Raw genomic sequence first — 16,071 nt, forward strand, 5'->3', positions numbered from 1 at the left:
ATGAGGTTTTTTATGTTTGATTACACAGCTCGTCCCGAATTGCTCAAGGACCGGGTCATTCTGGTCACCGGTGCCGGTCGTGGCATCGGCGCGGCTGCCGCGAAAACCTACGCTGCCCATGGCGCAACCGTTTTGCTGCTGGGCAAGACTGAAGCCAATCTGACACAGGTCTACGACGAAATCGAAGCCGCAGGGCACCCCCAGCCGGCGGTGATTCCGTTCAATCTCGAGACCGCACTGCCCCATCAGTACGATGAACTGGCTGCAATGATCGAAGCCGAATTCGGCCACCTCGACGGCCTGCTGCATAACGCCTCGATCATCGGCCCGCGCACGCCCATCGAGCAGTTGTCCGGCGAAAACTTCATGCGTGTCATGCAGGTCAACGTCAATGCCATGTTCATGTTGACCAGCACTTTGCTGCCGCTGCTCAAGCTGTCGCAGGATGCTTCGGTGGTGTTCACTTCGAGCAGCGTCGGACGCAAGGGACGTGCTTATTGGGGAGCCTATGGCGTTTCAAAATTCGCCACCGAGGGCCTGATGCAAACCCTGGCCGATGAAGTCGACGGTGTGGCGCCAGTACGCTCCAACAGCATCAACCCGGGCGGCACTCGCACCAGCATGCGCGCTCAAGCCTATCCGGGGGAAAATCCGCTGAACAATCCAACGCCCGAGGAAATCATGCCGGTCTACCTCTACCTGATGGGCCCGGACAGCACCGGCATCAATGGTCAGGCATTCAACGCGCAGTAATGCCATACGTCGCATTTGTAGCCGTGGCGGATTTCCGTCGCGGCATGCACTAACCGTTATTGGCCGTCACAATACAGTCAAATAACCAGCACACCTTTACCTTCTGAAAACTCAAGTTATTGATTCATATAGATTTAAATAAAACCGAACTGAATGGCACGACTTTCGCTCTAATTTTCCTCAAAGCATGCCGTGTGAAGGCAATGGGGCAAGACCTGATTCGATAGCTCACTAATCGTCATCAGGCAGACTAGACTTACACCAAATGTCCTACGGGACTGATGGATCAGTACGACACGCAGCCCATAGCCGCTCTCACCCAGCCTGTAAGACAGACTTACTGCTTAGGGGCTCACGCCATATGAAATCACCTTCCCAGACCAATGCAATTGACTTCGACAGTGCCAAATTGCAGCGCCTGGGTTTCGGTCAGCAGCCGCCTCTTCTGGAGCGGCCCGCCAGTCTTGCGCAATTGCGCCAGCAACTGAGCCTGCAACTGCAAACCAGTCTTGAACCGCAACGCATTCTCGGCCTGTTCTTTCGCGAGGTTCAGCGCCTTGTGCCACTGGATGCCTTGAGCTACGTGCATCAGGGCAGTGATCTGCGCCTGGAGTTCGGCACCCGAGGCCATCACTCGGTCAGCTACAGCCTCAGCCACGAGGGCGAGCACATGGGTGAACTGGTATTCCGCCGAAATCAGCGCTTCAACGATCAGGAGCAGGGGCATCTTGAATCGCTGCTGTCGTCGTTGCTGTATCCGATGCGCAACGCCCTGCTATACCGCGCGGCGACCCAGAGCGCAATGCGCGACTCTCTGACCGGTACTGGCAACCGCATTGCGATGGACCAGACCCTGCAACGCGAAATCGAGATGTCACGTCGCCACCTGCAACCATTGTCGGTATTGATGCTGGATATCGACCATTTCAAGCGGGTCAACGACAGTCACGGGCATAGCGCTGGCGATGACGTACTCAAAGCCGTTGCCGCCTCAATCAAAGGTCAATTGCGCAACGTCGACATGGTGTTTCGTTATGGCGGGGAAGAGTTCCTGATCCTGCTGTCCAACACCAGCCGGGAAGCGGCTGCTCTGGTCGGTGAGCGTTTGCGCTACGCCGCACAGGCTAATGAATATTACGCTGACGGCCAGTTGATCGAGCTGACGGTGAGCCTGGGTTGCTCGACCCTGCTGCCGGGTGAATCGGCAGAAAGCCTGCTGCGTCGCGCTGACAGTGCGTTGTATGTGGCCAAGCGTGAAGGCCGGAATCGATTGGCAATGGCGGGTTAGTTCTACCGAACGACCAAACAGTGTGGGAGCGGGCTTGCTCGCGAACAGGGTGTGTCAGTCAGCAGTTGTTAGACTGCTACACCGCTTTCGCGAGCAAGCCCGCGCCCACAGTTACATCAGCTTTCGACTACTGCCCTGCGTTCACGCACCAACAAACGCTCGGATGTTTCGAGCTGCATGCAGCGTTCCAAAAACAGATACATGTAGTCGTAGCTCTTGCAGATCGCCTGACGCAACTCGACCTGCAGGGCCTTGCTCGGATTCATTCCAGCCAGGGTGCAAATGATTTCCAGCGCCTCCCAAGGGTGGGCATCGTCATACTGCGCGTGCATCTTCAGCCACTTCATCGCCCGCTTTCGATCTTCCTCCGGGAATGCAGCGGCATACACGCCAGTAGAACAAACCAGTGCAGACCACTCCCCGGTCGCGCCCTCGATTGCATAGTTGGTGGCCGCGATAGCCACGATCAGCGAATCCGCCGAACTGGTGTGCCAGCACCAATGACTCAAGGCGTGCAGCTCGGGCGGCACATGCTGGGCCTGCAGATCTTCCAGGCTCACACCGTGCGCACGACTCCAGTGCACCCAGTAATCGGCGTGATTCAGCTCGACGCGGATATTGCGCATCAGCCAGCGCCGCGCCATGTCTTCACCGGGGTGACGGGCGAATTTGGTCTTGGTCAGGTTCTGCGCCATGTAAAGAGCGAATTGCTCAACCACCGGCCAACCCCCGATCAGGTATTGGCGCATGGTTTTGGCGCTGAGCTTGTTATCACGCATGCGCAGGTACAACTCATGTTCGACAACCCGGCGCTTGCTCTCGCTGCAATCCTCAATCAGCTGTTGTGCCCAGCCTGGATAACTTGCAGCTTCCATGAGCGGTCCGGCTCGGTTGAATGTGTCGATCACTGTTCGGCTCCTTTTGATTTGTGATTGTAAGGATCGGCGAGAGACTTCAACGGAACGTGCCAGGCGCTTTGAACAACAACGGCTGCGGTCTGGCGGGCCGACTTTGCAAACTGTCACAGGTAAACAATTGCGGTCGTTCAATGACATAACCCTGAGCGTAATCCACTCCAATTTCAAGCAATGCCTGCTCGATCTGGGTTGTTTCGACAAACTCGGCAATTGTCTGCTTACCCATGACATGCCCGATGTGATTGATCACTTCGACCATTGCTCGGTTAATCGGGTCGTCCAGCATATCTTTTACGAAACTCCCGTCGATCTTCAGGAAGTCTACAGGCAAATGTTTCAAATAAGCGAATGAAGACATTCCGGCACAAAAGTCGTCCAACGAGAAATAACAACCCAAGCCTTTGAGTTCATTAATAAATCTAATTGCACTGCCCAAGTTTGAAATTGCACTGGTTTCAGTAATTTCAAAACAAATCATTTCAGGCGGTATCGAATAGTTAACAAACTGTTCGCGCAGAAAGTGCAAAAACGCGTCATCTCCTATAGTAATACCTGACAGATTAATCGCACACATCGCTAATGGGCCTTTATGCTCTTGTGCAATACATTGAGCAATTACCTTAAATACGTTTTGCACGACCCAGCGATCCAACTGGCTCATCAAGCCATAACGTTCGGCGGCGGGAATGAAACTGTCCGGCAGAATCATCCGTCCGGCCTCGTCATGCAGACGCAGCAGGATTTCAATGTGCCCACCTTTGCCGTCACTCGGCTTCAGCGGTGAGATTTCCTGGGCGTAAAGACAAAAACGGTTCTCTTCCAGCGCCATGTGCAGACGTTGTACCCAGGCCATTTCACCAAAGCGCAGCGACAGTTCAGAATCGTCGGCGTGGTAGACCTGCACACGGTTGCGGCCCTTTTCCTTGGCCATGTAACAGGCCATATCAGCAGCGCGCAGCGAAGCTTCTAGCGTCGCCGGGGTTTGCACGACATGCACCAGGCCGATACTCACAGTGGTCAGGAATGGCCGCCCTTTCCAGACAAAATGCAGGTTCTGCACGGTCTGGCGCAGCGCCTCGGCAATTTTCTCCGCCGCTTCCGGCGCGCAGTTTTCCAACAGAATGCCGAACTCGTCACCTCCGAGCCGCGCCAGGGTGTCGCCCTCACGCAGCCCCGATTGCAGCAAGGTGCAAATGTGCCGCAGCAGTTCATCACCCGCTGCATGGCCGCAGGTGTCGTTGACCAACTTGAACTGATCCAGATCGAGGAACATCAGCGCATGCCGCCCGGACTGGCGCGAAAGGTTATGCAGCGCTTGCTCCAAGCGATATTCGAACTCACGGCGGTTCGCCAGCCCGGTCAGCGCATCATGGGTGGCCTGCCACGAAAGATTGGCGATGTATTGCCGCTCCTGGGTCATGTCGTGCAGCACCAGCACGGTACCGCTGACGTTCCCGGCATTGCGAATCGGCGCACCGACCAGCGTCACCGACAGCGTGCTGCCATCCAGGCGCTGAATCAGTTTGGAGTGTTCACTGCCGCCACTGAGATGGCCACTAAGAATATGTTCGATCAGGGTCAGGCCTTCGGCCTGGGCATTGTCGTCGAGCAAGTTGAACAGCGCCGCCAGCGGTAGACCGGCTGCCTGCTCGGCCTTCCAGTGGGTCATGGCTTCGGCGGCGGGGTTCATGTAATCGATGGCGCCGGAAACGTCGGTGGTGATGACGCCATCGCCAATCGACTGCAGCGTGACATGCGCCCGATCCTTCTCCAACTGAAGCGCCTGGGCAAAAGCATGGCGTTGTTTGAGCAGTTTGTGCGTGCGCCATAAAGCCAGCACGATAAGCCCCAGCGCCGTGGCCAGATTGGTAAACAACAGCAGACGCAAGATCATCCGCGAGCCTTCACCCAGGGCATCACTGAACGCTTTCGCCGCCGGGGTCACGCCATCGTTGATCGCCAGAATCCGCGTCTTCCAGCGCTGGATATCGGCACTGCTGGCAGTGTTCTGCAAGATGCTCTGGTGCATTTCGCGCGCCACGTCATTGAGTTCGACCAGATAAGCGTCACCCACCGTCCAGCGGTCGATTGCGGTTTCCAGATAACTGAAATGGCGGAAGTTGAGGTACAGCCAGATCAGGCTGGGGACGTCGTCCGGATGGTTGCCGCCCTTGAGAATGCCTTCGCGCGCAGCGGTCAGGTCCGGCGGCTGGTGATCCAGCGCCAGGCGCAGTTGATGGCCGCCCTGAGGCACGGCAATCGCCTTTTTGTACTTGAGAAAAATCGCTTCATCACGACTATCGGCGTACAGATTGAGGTAATAAATGGCGTCTTTCTGCCCCTTGGACCAGAGGCTCTCACCCGCGACATAACCGCGAACGGCCGACAGCACGTAAAGACTCATCCCTCCCAATAAAGCCTGAAACAACACGACAGCAATGAATGGCCAGACGATGCCCAACAACCGTGGCGTTCCGAGAGTCCGCTTCTGATTCATGAGGTCCCTTGCGCAAGCACTGCCAGATATACACCGGGAAATACCGCTCCTGACAGCTCAGCCTAGGCTAATTTTCGACATGTCGAAGCAACAGCTCTGCCGCCTTCACTGCCGATTGCGCAACCTGATGCCTGTCAACGCGTTTCGGTTTTTTTTATTTTAAGCAATTCAAACACTAAGCACACAAACGCGCACAAAACTCAAGAGCGCTAAATCCGCTGCAAGTGGCCGTACAGTTTGGCATACAGCCCGCCATCGGCAATTAACTGCTGATGATCGCCGTCTTCGGCCACTTGTCCGCCATCGAACACCACCACCCGATCCGCCTGTTTCACCGCCGACAAGCGGTGGGCAATGATCAGTGTGGTGCGACCATTGAGGAACCGCGCCATGGCTTCATGCAGGTTGTATTCGGTGGCGGCATCGAGGGCCGAGGTGGCTTCGTCGAGGATCACCACCTTCGGCTCGGCCAGGATCATCCGCGCAATCGCCAGACGCTGACGCTGCCCGCCGGACAGGCGCACGCCGGAGCGCCCGACGATGCTGTCGAGGCCGTCCGGCAAGGCACGGATGACGGGTTCGAGCTGGGCGATTTCCAGCGCCTGCCAACAGGCTTCGTCACTGCGCGTGCGCCCCATGGTCAGGTTGGCGCGCACGGTGTCGTTGAACAGCGCCGGATGCTGCAACACCACCGCAACGTTTTCCCGAACGATCTCCAGACCGATTTCCTGCTGGGTCGACCCACCGAAACGGACGGTGCCCGCGAGCGGCGTGTACAACCCCAACAGCAATTGCACCAAGGTACTTTTGCCACCGCCACTGGCGCCGACAATCGCGACTTTTTCGCCGGGCGCGATAGACAGGTTCATCTGATCCAGCACCAACTCATCGCCGTAACCGAAACACAGGCCCTGCACTTCAATACCGACGGTTTCGCGCCCTTTGAACGGGTCGATCCCCCCCGGATATTGTGGCTCATCGGCACGCGCCAGCAATTCGTTGATCCGCGTCAGCGCACCGCCCGCCGCGTAGTAGGCGTATTGCAGATTCAACAACTGTTCGACCGGGCCAATCATGAACCACAGGTAACTGAACACCGCGAGCATCTGGCCAATCGACAGATCGGAAAACAACACGGTGAGCATCGCCGCCGCGCGGAAGATGTCGATGCCGAACTGGAACAGCAAGCCACTGGCGCGGTTGGACGCGTCGGTTTTCCACTGCGAATTGACCGCGTAGTTACGCACTTCCTGTGCCCGCAGCCCCAACCGCCCGAGGAAATAGCCCTGACGGTTACCCGCTCGCACCTCCTGAATCGAATCGAGGGTTTCGCTCAACGCCTGAGTGAAGCGCGCGGTGCTGTCGTTCTCGAGTTTTTTCAGGTGTTTGACCCGCTTGCCCAACTGCACCGTGGCGTAGATCACCAGCGGGTTGAACAACAGAATCAGCAGCGCCAGTTTCCAGTGCATCCACATCAGAATGCTTGCTGTGCCAACCAGAGTCAGCATCGCCACCAGAAAACGGCTGAGGGTTTCGCCCACAAACTTGTCGAGGGTGTCCAGATCGGTGACCAGGTGTGTGGTGACCGTGCCGCTGCCCAGGCTTTCGTATTCGCCGAGGGAAATGCGTTTGAGGCGTTCGATCAGCCGCACACGGATGCGGTAGACGATGTCTTTGGCCAGGCGCGCGAACAGTCGCGCCTGCAACACGCTAAAACACAGGGCGCTGCAGCGCAGGGTCAGCGTGACCACCAGCATCAGGCCGATGTAGCCCGCCGCTTGCTGCCACATAGACGGCAGCACATGGTTCATGACTTTCAGCGCGGCGTCGCCGTGGCCGAGCAACACTTCGTCCACCAGCAATGGCAGCAATAATGGAATCGGCACGCTGCACAGTGTCGCCAGCACAGCCACACCGTTGGCGATCCACAGGGATTTTTTATGATGCAGTGCCAAGCGCCGGACTTCTGCCCAGCTCAGCCGGTCGACACGCTTTACGGCTGGCGTGTCATCGGCCAGGTCAGGCACAGGCTGCGCGCTCCAGCCAGCGACCGAGCAACGGCGACAGCTCGCTAAGCGGTTGATAGCCATTGGTCAGTAGTGCCAGTTGGCCGTTGCGTTCGGCCAGCAACGTCGGGAACCCGGCGATGCCCAGATCCTGTACCCAATTGAAATCCGCCGCCGTGGCTTCGTGCTGATCGGCGCGATCAAACAGTGCGGCAAATTCGATCCGTGGCACGCCGGCCTGCTCGGCCAGTTCCACCAGCACGCTGGCTTGGGTGACGTCGCGGCCTTCGGTGTAAAACGCCTGCTGAATCAGCCCCAACAGAGTCCACGCACAATCCGGCGCCAGGCTGCGTGCGGTGACGATCGCACGGCAGGCAGGCTCGGTGTCGTAGACAAAACCATCGGGCAACGCGCCTTCAAACTTGAATGGCTGACCGGTGGCCTCGGTCACTGCCTGCCAATGTTCGAGAATGTAGCGTCGAGTGGTCGGCTCCAGCGCCGAACCGCTGCCGGTACGCAACCCGCCGACGACAAGGTGCAACTCCACCCCGGCTGCCTGCGCCTGCTCGACCAGTGCCTTGGCCACCGGGGCAAATCCCCAGCACCAGGAACACATCGGATCCATCACGTAGAGCAGGCGCGCAGACATGGTTAAGCCTCGGTGGATGTTTGCTTGTAGTTGTAGCCGATCGGGTGCGGCTGGTTGCGGGCCTTGGCCAGTTCGATCTGCTTCTGCCGATCGATGGCGCTGCGGCGGGTTTTCTCGCTCAGCGTGTCCCAGCAATGCGGGCAACTGATGCCGGCGACGTAATGCTCGCTGGCGCGATCTTCAACGCTGACCGGCGTGCGGCAGGCATGACATTGATCGTAGTCGCCTTCGCTGAGGTCGTGACGCACGGTCACACGGTTGTCGAATACAAAGCAGTCGCCCTGCCACTTGGTTTCTTCCTGCGGTACCTCTTCGAGGTACTTCAAAATGCCGCCCTTGAGGTGGTAAACCTCTTCGAAACCTTCGCCGAGCATGTAGCTCGAGGCTTTCTCGCAGCGGATACCGCCGGTGCAGAACATCGCGACCTTCTTGTGTACGGCCGGATCGAAGTGTTCTTTGATGTAGTCGGGGAATTCGCGAAAACTGGTGGTTTTCGGATCGATGGCACCTTCGAAGGTGCCGATCGACACTTCGTAATCGTTGCGCGTGTCGATCAACAGCACTTCAGGGTCGCTGATCAACGCGTTCCAGTCTTGCGGATCAACGTAAGTACCGACTTTTTTGTTCGGGTCGACGCCTTCGACACCGAGGGTGACGATCTCTTTCTTGAGCTTGACCTTGGTACGGTAGAACGGCTGCTCGTCGCAGTACGATTCTTTATGATCGATGTCGATCATGCGCGGGTCATTCTTGAGCCAGGCGAGCAGGCCGTCGATGCCTTCACGAGTACCGGAAACCGTGCCGTTGATGCCTTCTTCGGCAATCAAAAGCGTGCCTTTGATGCCGTTGTCGACCATCGCTTGCAGCAGTGGCTCGCGCAGGTTGACGTAATCTTCGAGGGTGACGAACTTATACAGTGCCGCCACGACAATCGGTTGTGTCATGGGTATTTCTCCAGGTGGCTACCCTCGCAAAGGGTGAACCGGATGCGAAAAAAAACGCGCCGGGTAAGCGGCGCGTTGCGGATTCTAGCAAAAAAGCAGCTTCGAGCGGCTAGCTTCAAGCGGCAAGCCATAAGCAAGGCGCCTCTAACTTGCAGCTTGGCGCTCGAAGCTTATGACTGCTTTCCTCCGGCACAGGTCGGCGACGCTGGGGCGGCGCCGATCTCTGCCCATTCCTGCGGGGTATAGGTGTGCAGCGCCAACGCATGGAACTCGCCCATCAACTCGCCGAGCGTGCCGTAGATTTTCTGGTGGCGCTTGACCCGGTTCAGGCCTTCGAACTGCGCGCTGACCACCACGGCTTTGAAGTGGGTCTGCAACCCGCGACTGTGCATGTGGCTTTCATCCAGCACTTGCAGATGCTCAGGCTGTAACAGGCCCAGCGTTGATTCGATGCGTTGTTGCATGGTCATCACGAACTCCGCTTACGGCTTTTTCTTGGCCGGAGCAGCGCCTTTCGGTGCCAGCTCGTTGGTCATGTCTTCCAGCAGTTTGTTGACGACAGGCACTGCGCTTTCCAGTTTGGCCTGAGTCATCTGGGCCGATTGCTGGGTCAACTGCGGCATTTTTTCCAGGACTTTCTTGCCCAGCGGCGACTGGTAGAACGCCACCAGGTCTTTCAGCTCGGATTCGCTGAAGTTGCTGGTGTAGAGCTTGACCATGTCCGGCTTGAGCTTTTTCCAGCCAATGGCTTGATCCAGGGCGGCGTTGGCCTTGGCCTGGTAGGTTTCCAGCGTGGCTTTCTTGGATTCCGGGGCCTTGGTCTGTTCAAAACGCTGGGCGAACATCTGCTGAACCTGCATGTAAACCGGAGTGCCCAGTTTGTCAGCGTGCGCCAGGGTCAGGAAAGCTTCGGCACTGGCGTTGTGGCTGGCGGTATCGGCAAGCACCTGGCCGCTGGCGCAAACCAGTGCTACCGCGGTACAGATGGCACGAAGACGAGTCATCGAGTTTCCTTTTCAGCTAAGCGAGGTAAAACCCCAAGGGCGCTCATTCTGCGCCTAACAATCGCTGCGGCTCAACCCCCAGGCCCTTGCCACACTGGATTGGTTGGGTTTTACCGGTCAACAATCGGTTAGAGGGAACCACCGGGGCCCAAGCCAGCCTAAACTGCGCAAACAGACCAACAGGAGTGTGCACGATGAGCCGTATCGAAACCGACAGCCTGGGCCAGATCGAAGTCCCGGACGACGCCTACTGGGGTGCTCAAACGCAACGCTCGCTGATCAACTTCGCCATCGGTCAGGAACGCATGCCACTGCCGGTATTGCATGCCCTGGCCCTGATCAAAAAAGCCGCCGCCCGCGTCAACGACCGCAACGGCGACCTGCCCGCCGACATCGCCCGTTTGATTGAGCAAGCCGCCGACGAAGTGCTCGACGGCCAGCATGACGACCAGTTTCCTTTGGTGGTCTGGCAGACCGGCAGCGGCACCCAGAGCAACATGAACGTCAACGAGGTGATCGCCGGTCGCGCCAACGAACTGGCTGGCAACCCGCGGGGCGGCAAAACGCCGGTGCACCCCAACGATCACGTCAATCGCTCGCAAAGCTCCAACGACTGCTTCCCCACCGCCATGAGCATCGCCACGGTGAAGGCCGTGCAGGAGCAATTGCTGCCGGCGATTGCCGAGCTGTCCGGCGGCCTCGCGGAACTGTCGGCGCGGCACATGAAACTGGTGAAAACCGGCCGCACGCACATGATGGATGCCACGCCGATCACCTTCGGCCAGGAGTTGTCCGGTTTTATCGCGCAATTGGATTACGCCGAACGGGCGATCCGCGCCGCGCTGCCGGCAGTGTGCGAGCTGGCGCAAGGCGGCACCGCGGTTGGCACCGGGCTCAATTCACCCCATGGTTTTGGCGAAGCGATTGCGGCAGAACTGGCGGCGCTGTCCGGTCTGCCTTTCGTCACCGCGCCAAACAAGTTTGCCGCCCTTGCTGGCCACGAACCACTGACCAGCCTTTCCGGCGCGCTGAAAACCCTCGCCGTGGCGCTGATGAAAATCGCCAATGACCTGCGTCTGCTGGGCTCAGGGCCGCGTGCCGGTTTGGCTGAAGTGCGGTTGCCAGCCAACGAACCGGGCAGTTCGATCATGCCCGGCAAAGTTAACCCGACCCAGTGCGAGGCATTGTCGATGCTCGCCTGTCAGGTATTGGGCAACGACGTGACGATCGGCATTGCCGCCAGCCAGGGCCACTTGCAACTGAACGTGTTCAAACCGGTGATCATCCACAACCTGCTGCAATCGATCCGCCTGCTGGGCGATGGCTGCAGCAACTTCCAGCAGCATTGCATTGCCGGGCTCGAGCCGGATGCCGAGGTCATGGCCAAACATCTGGAACGGGGGCTGATGCTGGTGACCGCGCTTAACCCGCACATCGGTTACGACAAGTCGGCGGAAATCGCCAAGAAGGCTTACAACGAAGGGCTGACCTTGCGTGAAGCCGCGTTGGCGCTGGGCTATCTGACGGATGAAGAGTTCGATGCGTGGGTGCGGCCGGAAAACATGATCGAGGCGGGCGCCAAGGGTTAAGCCTTGTAGCGTTTGAAAATAAGCCTTCGCGAGCCAACCCACTCCCACATTGGAATGCATTTCCTTGTGGGAGCTGGCTTGCTCGCGAAGAACGATGACGCCGTTTAACTGGCTGCCATCTTCATCCGCCGTGCCTTGAACCCGGCAATCAGCGACGGCCCCAACGCCACCAGCGCCGAACCGAGCACGACCAGCACCGCCCCGCCATAGCCCAGGGCATTGATCTGCTCGGCATGCACATACTGCGGCCATATCCCGGCCGCTATCGCGACCGCCCCGAACGTCACCAGCGGTGTAATCGCCAACGTCGCACTGACCCGCGACGCCTCCCAGTGCGCCAACGCTTCAGCGAACGCGCCATAAGCGATCAGCGTGTTCATGCAGCACGCCAGCAATAACCAGCGCTGCACCGGGCTCAGTTCCAGCGCCTCGAGCGGATGCACCCAAGGGGTGAGCAGCAACGCGCAGAACAGATAAATCACCATCATGACTTGCAGCGAATTCCACACCGTCAGCAATTGCTTCTGGCCCAACGCGTAAAAAGTCCAGACGGTCGACGCCAGCAACACCAGCAATACGCCAGCGGTGTAGTCCGACAGCGAGGTCAGCAGTTCGGCCAATCGCTGATTGAAGAACAACACAAAACCGATCAGCAACACCGCCAGCCCCATCCCCTGGCCGATGCTGAAGCGCTCCTTGAACACAAACAGACTGGCGATCAGCAACATGATCGGCCCCATCTGCACCACCAGTTGCGCCGTGCCGGGACTGAGCAGGTTCAGCCCCTTCAGGTACAAGACGTAATTACCCACCAGCCCCAGCACTGCCATGAGCACCAACCAGCCACCCTTGGGGCCCAGCACCTTGCGGCTCGGCAGCCGCTTGACCGAGGCCAGATAAATGAACAGACACCCGCCGGACACCAGCAAGCGAAACCAGGTCACGGTGATCGGGTCCATCACCTGCAACACCTGTTTGAGCTTGATCGGCAGGATGCCCCACAGAAACGCAGTCAGCAGCGCCAGGCATAAACCGTAAACCCAGCGACCGGATGAAATGTGCATGCGAACCTCAAGGCCTGCTGACGAGAGCGCTCATTCTAGGCCCGCCACCGACGGCGACACAGGGACAGTTGGGGCCTGGGCGCGAATAAAACTGTGCAGGTCGCTGCATTAAATTGACGCGAACCCGTTGATCGGCTGAGCGGGCGGCCCAAGTGATTCAGGCATAAGCTTTTTGAATCAACCTGCCGACAAGAATTCTCAAGGAGCCCCGCCATGTTAGGCATGCGTAGCCAAGACCCCGCCCCTGCCACACACTTTCGCAGCGACCGGGTGTGTCGGGTCAACGGTGAACTGTTCTTCAGCACTCGGGAAAATACCCTTGAGGGGCCGTTCGAGAGTACTGAACAGATAGACAAAGAAATACAGGCTTACATTGCGCGAATGCAGCTTATGGGCTCCGACACCTAAACCGAGTCGCATCATTCGCGAGCAAGCCCGCTCCCACAGGGTTTTGTGGTCAACACCCTCTAACTGTCTTAACGCACAGCCTCAAACAACCCCGTCGCGCCCATCCCGCCGCCCACGCACATGGTGACGATGCCGTAACGCAGATCACGCCGCTGCAACTCACGCACCAGATGGCCGACCTGCCGCGACCCGGTCATGCCGAACGGGTGACCAATGGAAATCGAGCCACCATTGACGTTGTATTTTTCGTTATCGATCTCCAGCCGATCACGGCTGTACAGACATTGCGACGCAAACGCCTCGTTCAGTTCCCACAAATCGATATCAGCCACCTGCAAGCCCTTGGCTTTGAGCAGTTTGGGCACTGAGAACACCGGGCCAATGCCCATCTCGTCGGGCTCGCAACCGGCCACGGTGAAGCCACGGAAAAACGCTTTTGGCTTGAGCCCCAGTTCCAGGGCTTTTTCCAGACTCATCACCAGCGTCATCGAGGCACCGTCGGACAGTTGCGACGAGTTGCCCGCCGTCACCGAACCGTCTTCGGCAAACACAGGCTTGAGGCCTGCGAGGCTTTCATACGTGGTGTCGGGGCGGTTGCAATCGTCACGATCCACGATGCCGTCGAGGATCTGCACGTCACCGCTGTTCTTGTCTTCGACGCGATACTTCACCGACATCGGTACGATTTCATCGTTGAACAGCCCGGCCGCCTGAGCCTGTGCGGTGCGCAACTGGCTTTGCAGGGCATAACGATCCTGCGCGTCACGGCTGACGCCATACCGCCGCGCCACCACCTCAGCGGTCTGGCCCATCGTGTAATAGATGCCCGGCGTTTGTTGCTTGAGCAACGGGTTGATCAGGTGATCGGTGTTGACGCTTTTCATCGTCAGGCTGATCGACTCGACGCCGCCGGCAACGATGATGTCGCTGCAACCTGAAGCGATCTGGTTGGCAGCCATTGCAATCGCCTGCAAACCGGAGGAGCAGAAACGATTGAGGGTCATGCCTGCAGTGCCAGTGCCCAGACGCGAGAGCACCGCTACGTTGCGGCCGATGTTGTAACCCTGGGCACCTTCGTTGGAGCCGGCGCCAACGATGCAATCCTCGACACTGGCCGGGTCGATGTCGTTGCGCGTCAGCAATGCGTTGACGCAATGGGCCGCCATGTCATCGGGGCGGGTCTGGTTGAACTTGCCGCGAAAGGATTTGGCCAGGCCGGTCCGGACGCTGTCGACGATCACCACTTCACGCATGGCATACCTCATTGTTGTGGTCGGTTGAGAGTGGACCTGAGCATAAGTCCACCGCCTCAAAGACCGCGACAATCATTCACCTCGCGTATGCGGATCTATTGGCTCAGTCCTTGTGTTTTTTCGCGTGTTTGTCGGATTTCTCGAACGCCTCTTCAAGCGCACGGTTGATCGTGCGCAATACTTTGATCCGCGCCCAACGCTTGTCGTTGGCCTCGATCAGCGTCCATGGGGAAATCTCGGTACTGGTGCGATCAACCATGTCACCGACGGCGGCACGGTACTCGTCCCACTTGTCGCGGTTGCGCCAGTCATCTTCGGTGATCTTGAAGCGCTTGAACGGGATCGCTTCCCGCGCCTGGAAGCGCTCCATTTGCGTGTCCTTGTCGATGGCCAGCCAGAACTTGACCACGATCACTCCGGCATCAGCGATCTGCTCTTCAAAGTCATTGATTTCACCGTAAGCACGCAGCCAGTCGGCCGGGGTGCAAAAACCTTCGATGCGCTCCACCAGCACCCGGCCGTACCAGGAACGGTCGAACACGGTGAACTTGCCGCGCGCCGGCAAATGCCGCCAGAAACGCCACAAATAAGGCTGTGCCCGCTCCTCTTCGCTCGGTGCGGCAATCGGAATGATGTTGTACTGGCGCGGATCGAGCGCTGCCGCGACCCGCCGAATCGCCCCGCCCTTGCCCGCTGCATCGTTGCCTTCAAACACGGCCACCAGCGCATGGCGGCGCATACGCTTGTCACGCATCAACCCGGACAGACGCGCCTGTTCGGTGATCAGCTGTTCCTCGTAATCATCCTTTTCCAGACGCTGGGTGAGATCGAGGCTGTCGAGCAAACCCTTATGATCGACAGGGGCGCCCAGCGGCGCAGCGTTGACTTCCTGAGCATGAATCTGCGAACGCTTCAGCGCGTTTTGCAAGCCCTCAAGCAGAATATTGCCGACCGCCAGGCTGCGATAGTTGGCGTCCATGCCTTCGATGATATGCCATGGCGCGTAGTCGCGACTGGTACGGCGCAATATGCGCTCGCCGTATTTGACGAACTTGTCGTAGGTTTGCGATTGCTGCCAGTCCAGCGGGCTGATCCGCCAACTGTGCAGCGGGTCGTCGGCCAAGGCTTTGAGCCGCGCCTTCATCTGTTTCTTGGACAGGTGAAACCAGAACTTGAAGATCAGCGCGCCTTCATCGCAGAGCATTTTCTCCAGACGCTCGGCGGCGCTGATCGCTTGATCCAGACGCGGGTTCTTGAACAGGCCATGCACCCGTCCCTGCAACATCTGGCTGTACCAGTTACCGAAGAAAACCCCCATCCGCCCCTTGGCCGGAAGCATCCGCCAGTAACGCCACGCCGGAGGTCGGGCCAGTTCTTCATCCGTCTGCTGATCGAACGTACGCACCTCGATCAGCCGTGGATCCATCCACTCGCTGAGCAACTTGACCGTCTCGCCCTTGCCCGCGCCTTCGATGCCGTTGATCAAGACAATCACAGGAAAACGCTTTTGCTGCTGCAATTCGAACTGCGCTTCCAGCAGTGCTTCACGCAGCGCCGGGACGGCGGCCTCGTAAGTGTCTTTGTCGATGGCGTGACCGATTTCAGCGGATTCAAACATAGGACGGCTCCTTCCAGGATTGAGCAAGACTAGCGGATTGGGCACAAGGACGGCGCAGAAATTCCCGCGGGCGGCGGATTT

14 protein-coding genes are annotated in these 16,071 nt (G+C 58.4%); 4 read left to right on the forward strand and 10 right to left on the reverse strand.

The window, feature by feature from the left end; all coding sequences use genetic code 11:
* Positions 1-12 precede the first annotated feature (12 nt).
* A complete protein-coding gene (locus K5E40_RS00805; RefSeq protein WP_221729268.1) occupies positions 13-753 on the forward strand; it encodes a YciK family oxidoreductase in 741 nt (246 codons plus the stop codon).
* A 361-nt stretch (positions 754-1,114) separates the two neighbouring features.
* The gene (locus tag K5E40_RS00810) at positions 1,115-2,041 is read left to right on the forward strand and encodes a GGDEF domain-containing protein (protein ID WP_221729269.1); all 927 of its coding nucleotides are present in this window, start codon (positions 1,115-1,117) and stop codon (positions 2,039-2,041) included.
* A 116-nt stretch (positions 2,042-2,157) separates the two neighbouring features.
* On the opposite strand, the gene K5E40_RS00815 is transcribed toward K5E40_RS00810, so the two are convergent.
* The 7 genes from K5E40_RS00815 to K5E40_RS00845 form a co-directional block, all read right to left on the reverse strand.
* Positions 2,158-2,916, reverse strand: a complete 759-nt coding sequence (locus tag K5E40_RS00815; protein WP_260455454.1) for an iron-containing redox enzyme family protein — start codon at positions 2,914-2,916, stop codon at positions 2,158-2,160.
* A gap of 79 nt (positions 2,917-2,995) precedes the next feature.
* Positions 2,996-5,455, reverse strand: coding sequence for an EAL domain-containing protein (locus K5E40_RS00820; protein ID WP_221729271.1), 2,460 nt, complete (start codon positions 5,453-5,455; stop codon positions 2,996-2,998).
* A 209-nt stretch (positions 5,456-5,664) separates the two neighbouring features.
* Positions 5,665-7,482 (reverse strand): ABC transporter ATP-binding protein, encoded by a 1,818-nt coding sequence (locus K5E40_RS00825; protein WP_221729272.1) that lies wholly within the window; start codon positions 7,480-7,482, stop codon positions 5,665-5,667.
* Complete coding sequence (locus K5E40_RS00830; protein WP_221729421.1) at positions 7,475-8,077, reverse strand: DsbA family protein; 603 nt, start codon at positions 8,075-8,077, stop codon at positions 7,475-7,477. The genes K5E40_RS00825 and K5E40_RS00830 overlap by 8 nt, the downstream gene beginning before the upstream one ends.
* 35 nt (positions 8,078-8,112) lie before the next feature.
* Positions 8,113-9,054 (reverse strand): rhodanese-related sulfurtransferase, encoded by a 942-nt coding sequence (locus K5E40_RS00835; RefSeq protein ID WP_221729273.1) that lies wholly within the window; start codon positions 9,052-9,054, stop codon positions 8,113-8,115.
* A gap of 170 nt (positions 9,055-9,224) precedes the next feature.
* Entirely contained in the window at positions 9,225-9,524 is a 300-nt protein-coding gene (locus K5E40_RS00840; RefSeq protein ID WP_221729274.1) for a BolA family transcriptional regulator, read from the reverse strand.
* A 12-nt stretch (positions 9,525-9,536) separates the two neighbouring features.
* On the reverse strand, positions 9,537-10,058 hold the full coding sequence (locus K5E40_RS00845; RefSeq protein ID WP_221729275.1) for a DUF2059 domain-containing protein: 522 nt from the start codon (positions 10,056-10,058) through the stop codon (positions 9,537-9,539).
* A 194-nt stretch (positions 10,059-10,252) separates the two neighbouring features.
* Here K5E40_RS00845 and K5E40_RS00850 point away from each other — a divergent pair, with 194 nt between their 5' ends.
* Positions 10,253-11,647 (forward strand): class II fumarate hydratase, encoded by a 1,395-nt coding sequence (locus K5E40_RS00850; protein WP_221729276.1) that lies wholly within the window; start codon positions 10,253-10,255, stop codon positions 11,645-11,647.
* 104 nt (positions 11,648-11,751) lie between these two features.
* On the opposite strand, the gene K5E40_RS00855 is transcribed toward K5E40_RS00850, so the two are convergent.
* Positions 11,752-12,711, reverse strand: a complete 960-nt coding sequence (locus tag K5E40_RS00855; protein WP_221729277.1) for a DMT family transporter — start codon at positions 12,709-12,711, stop codon at positions 11,752-11,754.
* A 213-nt stretch (positions 12,712-12,924) separates the two neighbouring features.
* Between K5E40_RS00855 and K5E40_RS00860 the strand changes: the two genes are divergently transcribed.
* On the forward strand, positions 12,925-13,119 hold the full coding sequence (locus K5E40_RS00860) for a DUF6316 family protein (protein WP_221729278.1): 195 nt from the start codon (positions 12,925-12,927) through the stop codon (positions 13,117-13,119).
* A 68-nt stretch (positions 13,120-13,187) separates the two neighbouring features.
* On the opposite strand, the gene K5E40_RS00865 is transcribed toward K5E40_RS00860, so the two are convergent.
* Positions 13,188-14,372 (reverse strand): thiolase family protein, encoded by a 1,185-nt coding sequence (locus tag K5E40_RS00865; RefSeq protein WP_221729279.1) that lies wholly within the window; start codon positions 14,370-14,372, stop codon positions 13,188-13,190.
* Positions 14,373-14,475: 103 nt separating this feature from the next.
* Complete coding sequence (pap, locus tag K5E40_RS00870; protein WP_221729280.1) at positions 14,476-15,990, reverse strand: polyphosphate:AMP phosphotransferase; 1,515 nt, start codon at positions 15,988-15,990, stop codon at positions 14,476-14,478.
* Between the last annotated feature and the right edge of the window lie 81 nt (positions 15,991-16,071).

The organism is Pseudomonas baetica (genome assembly GCF_019733355.1).
GTDB classification, from domain to species: Bacteria; Pseudomonadota; Gammaproteobacteria; order Pseudomonadales; family Pseudomonadaceae; genus Aquipseudomonas; species Aquipseudomonas baetica_A.

What these genes read in the sequence shown, in the direction of transcription:
- K5E40_RS00865 (WP_221729279.1), bottom strand. Translation starts at nt 14,372, where the DNA reads ATGCGTGAAGTGGTGATCGTCGACAGCGTCCGGACCGGCCTGGCCAAA.
- pap (WP_221729280.1), bottom strand. Translation starts at nt 15,990, where the DNA reads ATGTTTGAATCCGCTGAAATCGGTCACGCCATCGACAAAGACACTTAC.
- K5E40_RS00810 (WP_221729269.1), top strand. Translation starts at nt 1,115, where the DNA reads ATGAAATCACCTTCCCAGACCAATGCAATTGACTTCGACAGTGCCAAA.
- K5E40_RS00830 (WP_221729421.1), bottom strand. Translation starts at nt 8,077, where the DNA reads ATGTGTTCCTGGTGCTGGGGATTTGCCCCGGTGGCCAAGGCACTGGTC.
- K5E40_RS00815 (WP_260455454.1), bottom strand. Translation starts at nt 2,916, where the DNA reads ATGGAAGCTGCAAGTTATCCAGGCTGGGCACAACAGCTGATTGAGGAT.
- K5E40_RS00860 (WP_221729278.1), top strand. Translation starts at nt 12,925, where the DNA reads ATGTTAGGCATGCGTAGCCAAGACCCCGCCCCTGCCACACACTTTCGC.
- K5E40_RS00850 (WP_221729276.1), top strand. Translation starts at nt 10,253, where the DNA reads ATGAGCCGTATCGAAACCGACAGCCTGGGCCAGATCGAAGTCCCGGAC.
- K5E40_RS00855 (WP_221729277.1), bottom strand. Translation starts at nt 12,711, where the DNA reads ATGCACATTTCATCCGGTCGCTGGGTTTACGGTTTATGCCTGGCGCTG.
- K5E40_RS00845 (WP_221729275.1), bottom strand. Translation starts at nt 10,058, where the DNA reads ATGACTCGTCTTCGTGCCATCTGTACCGCGGTAGCACTGGTTTGCGCC.
- K5E40_RS00835 (WP_221729273.1), bottom strand. Translation starts at nt 9,054, where the DNA reads ATGACACAACCGATTGTCGTGGCGGCACTGTATAAGTTCGTCACCCTC.
- K5E40_RS00805 (WP_221729268.1), top strand. Translation starts at nt 13, where the DNA reads ATGTTTGATTACACAGCTCGTCCCGAATTGCTCAAGGACCGGGTCATT.
- K5E40_RS00840 (WP_221729274.1), bottom strand. Translation starts at nt 9,524, where the DNA reads ATGACCATGCAACAACGCATCGAATCAACGCTGGGCCTGTTACAGCCT.
- K5E40_RS00820 (WP_221729271.1), bottom strand. Translation starts at nt 5,455, where the DNA reads ATGAATCAGAAGCGGACTCTCGGAACGCCACGGTTGTTGGGCATCGTC.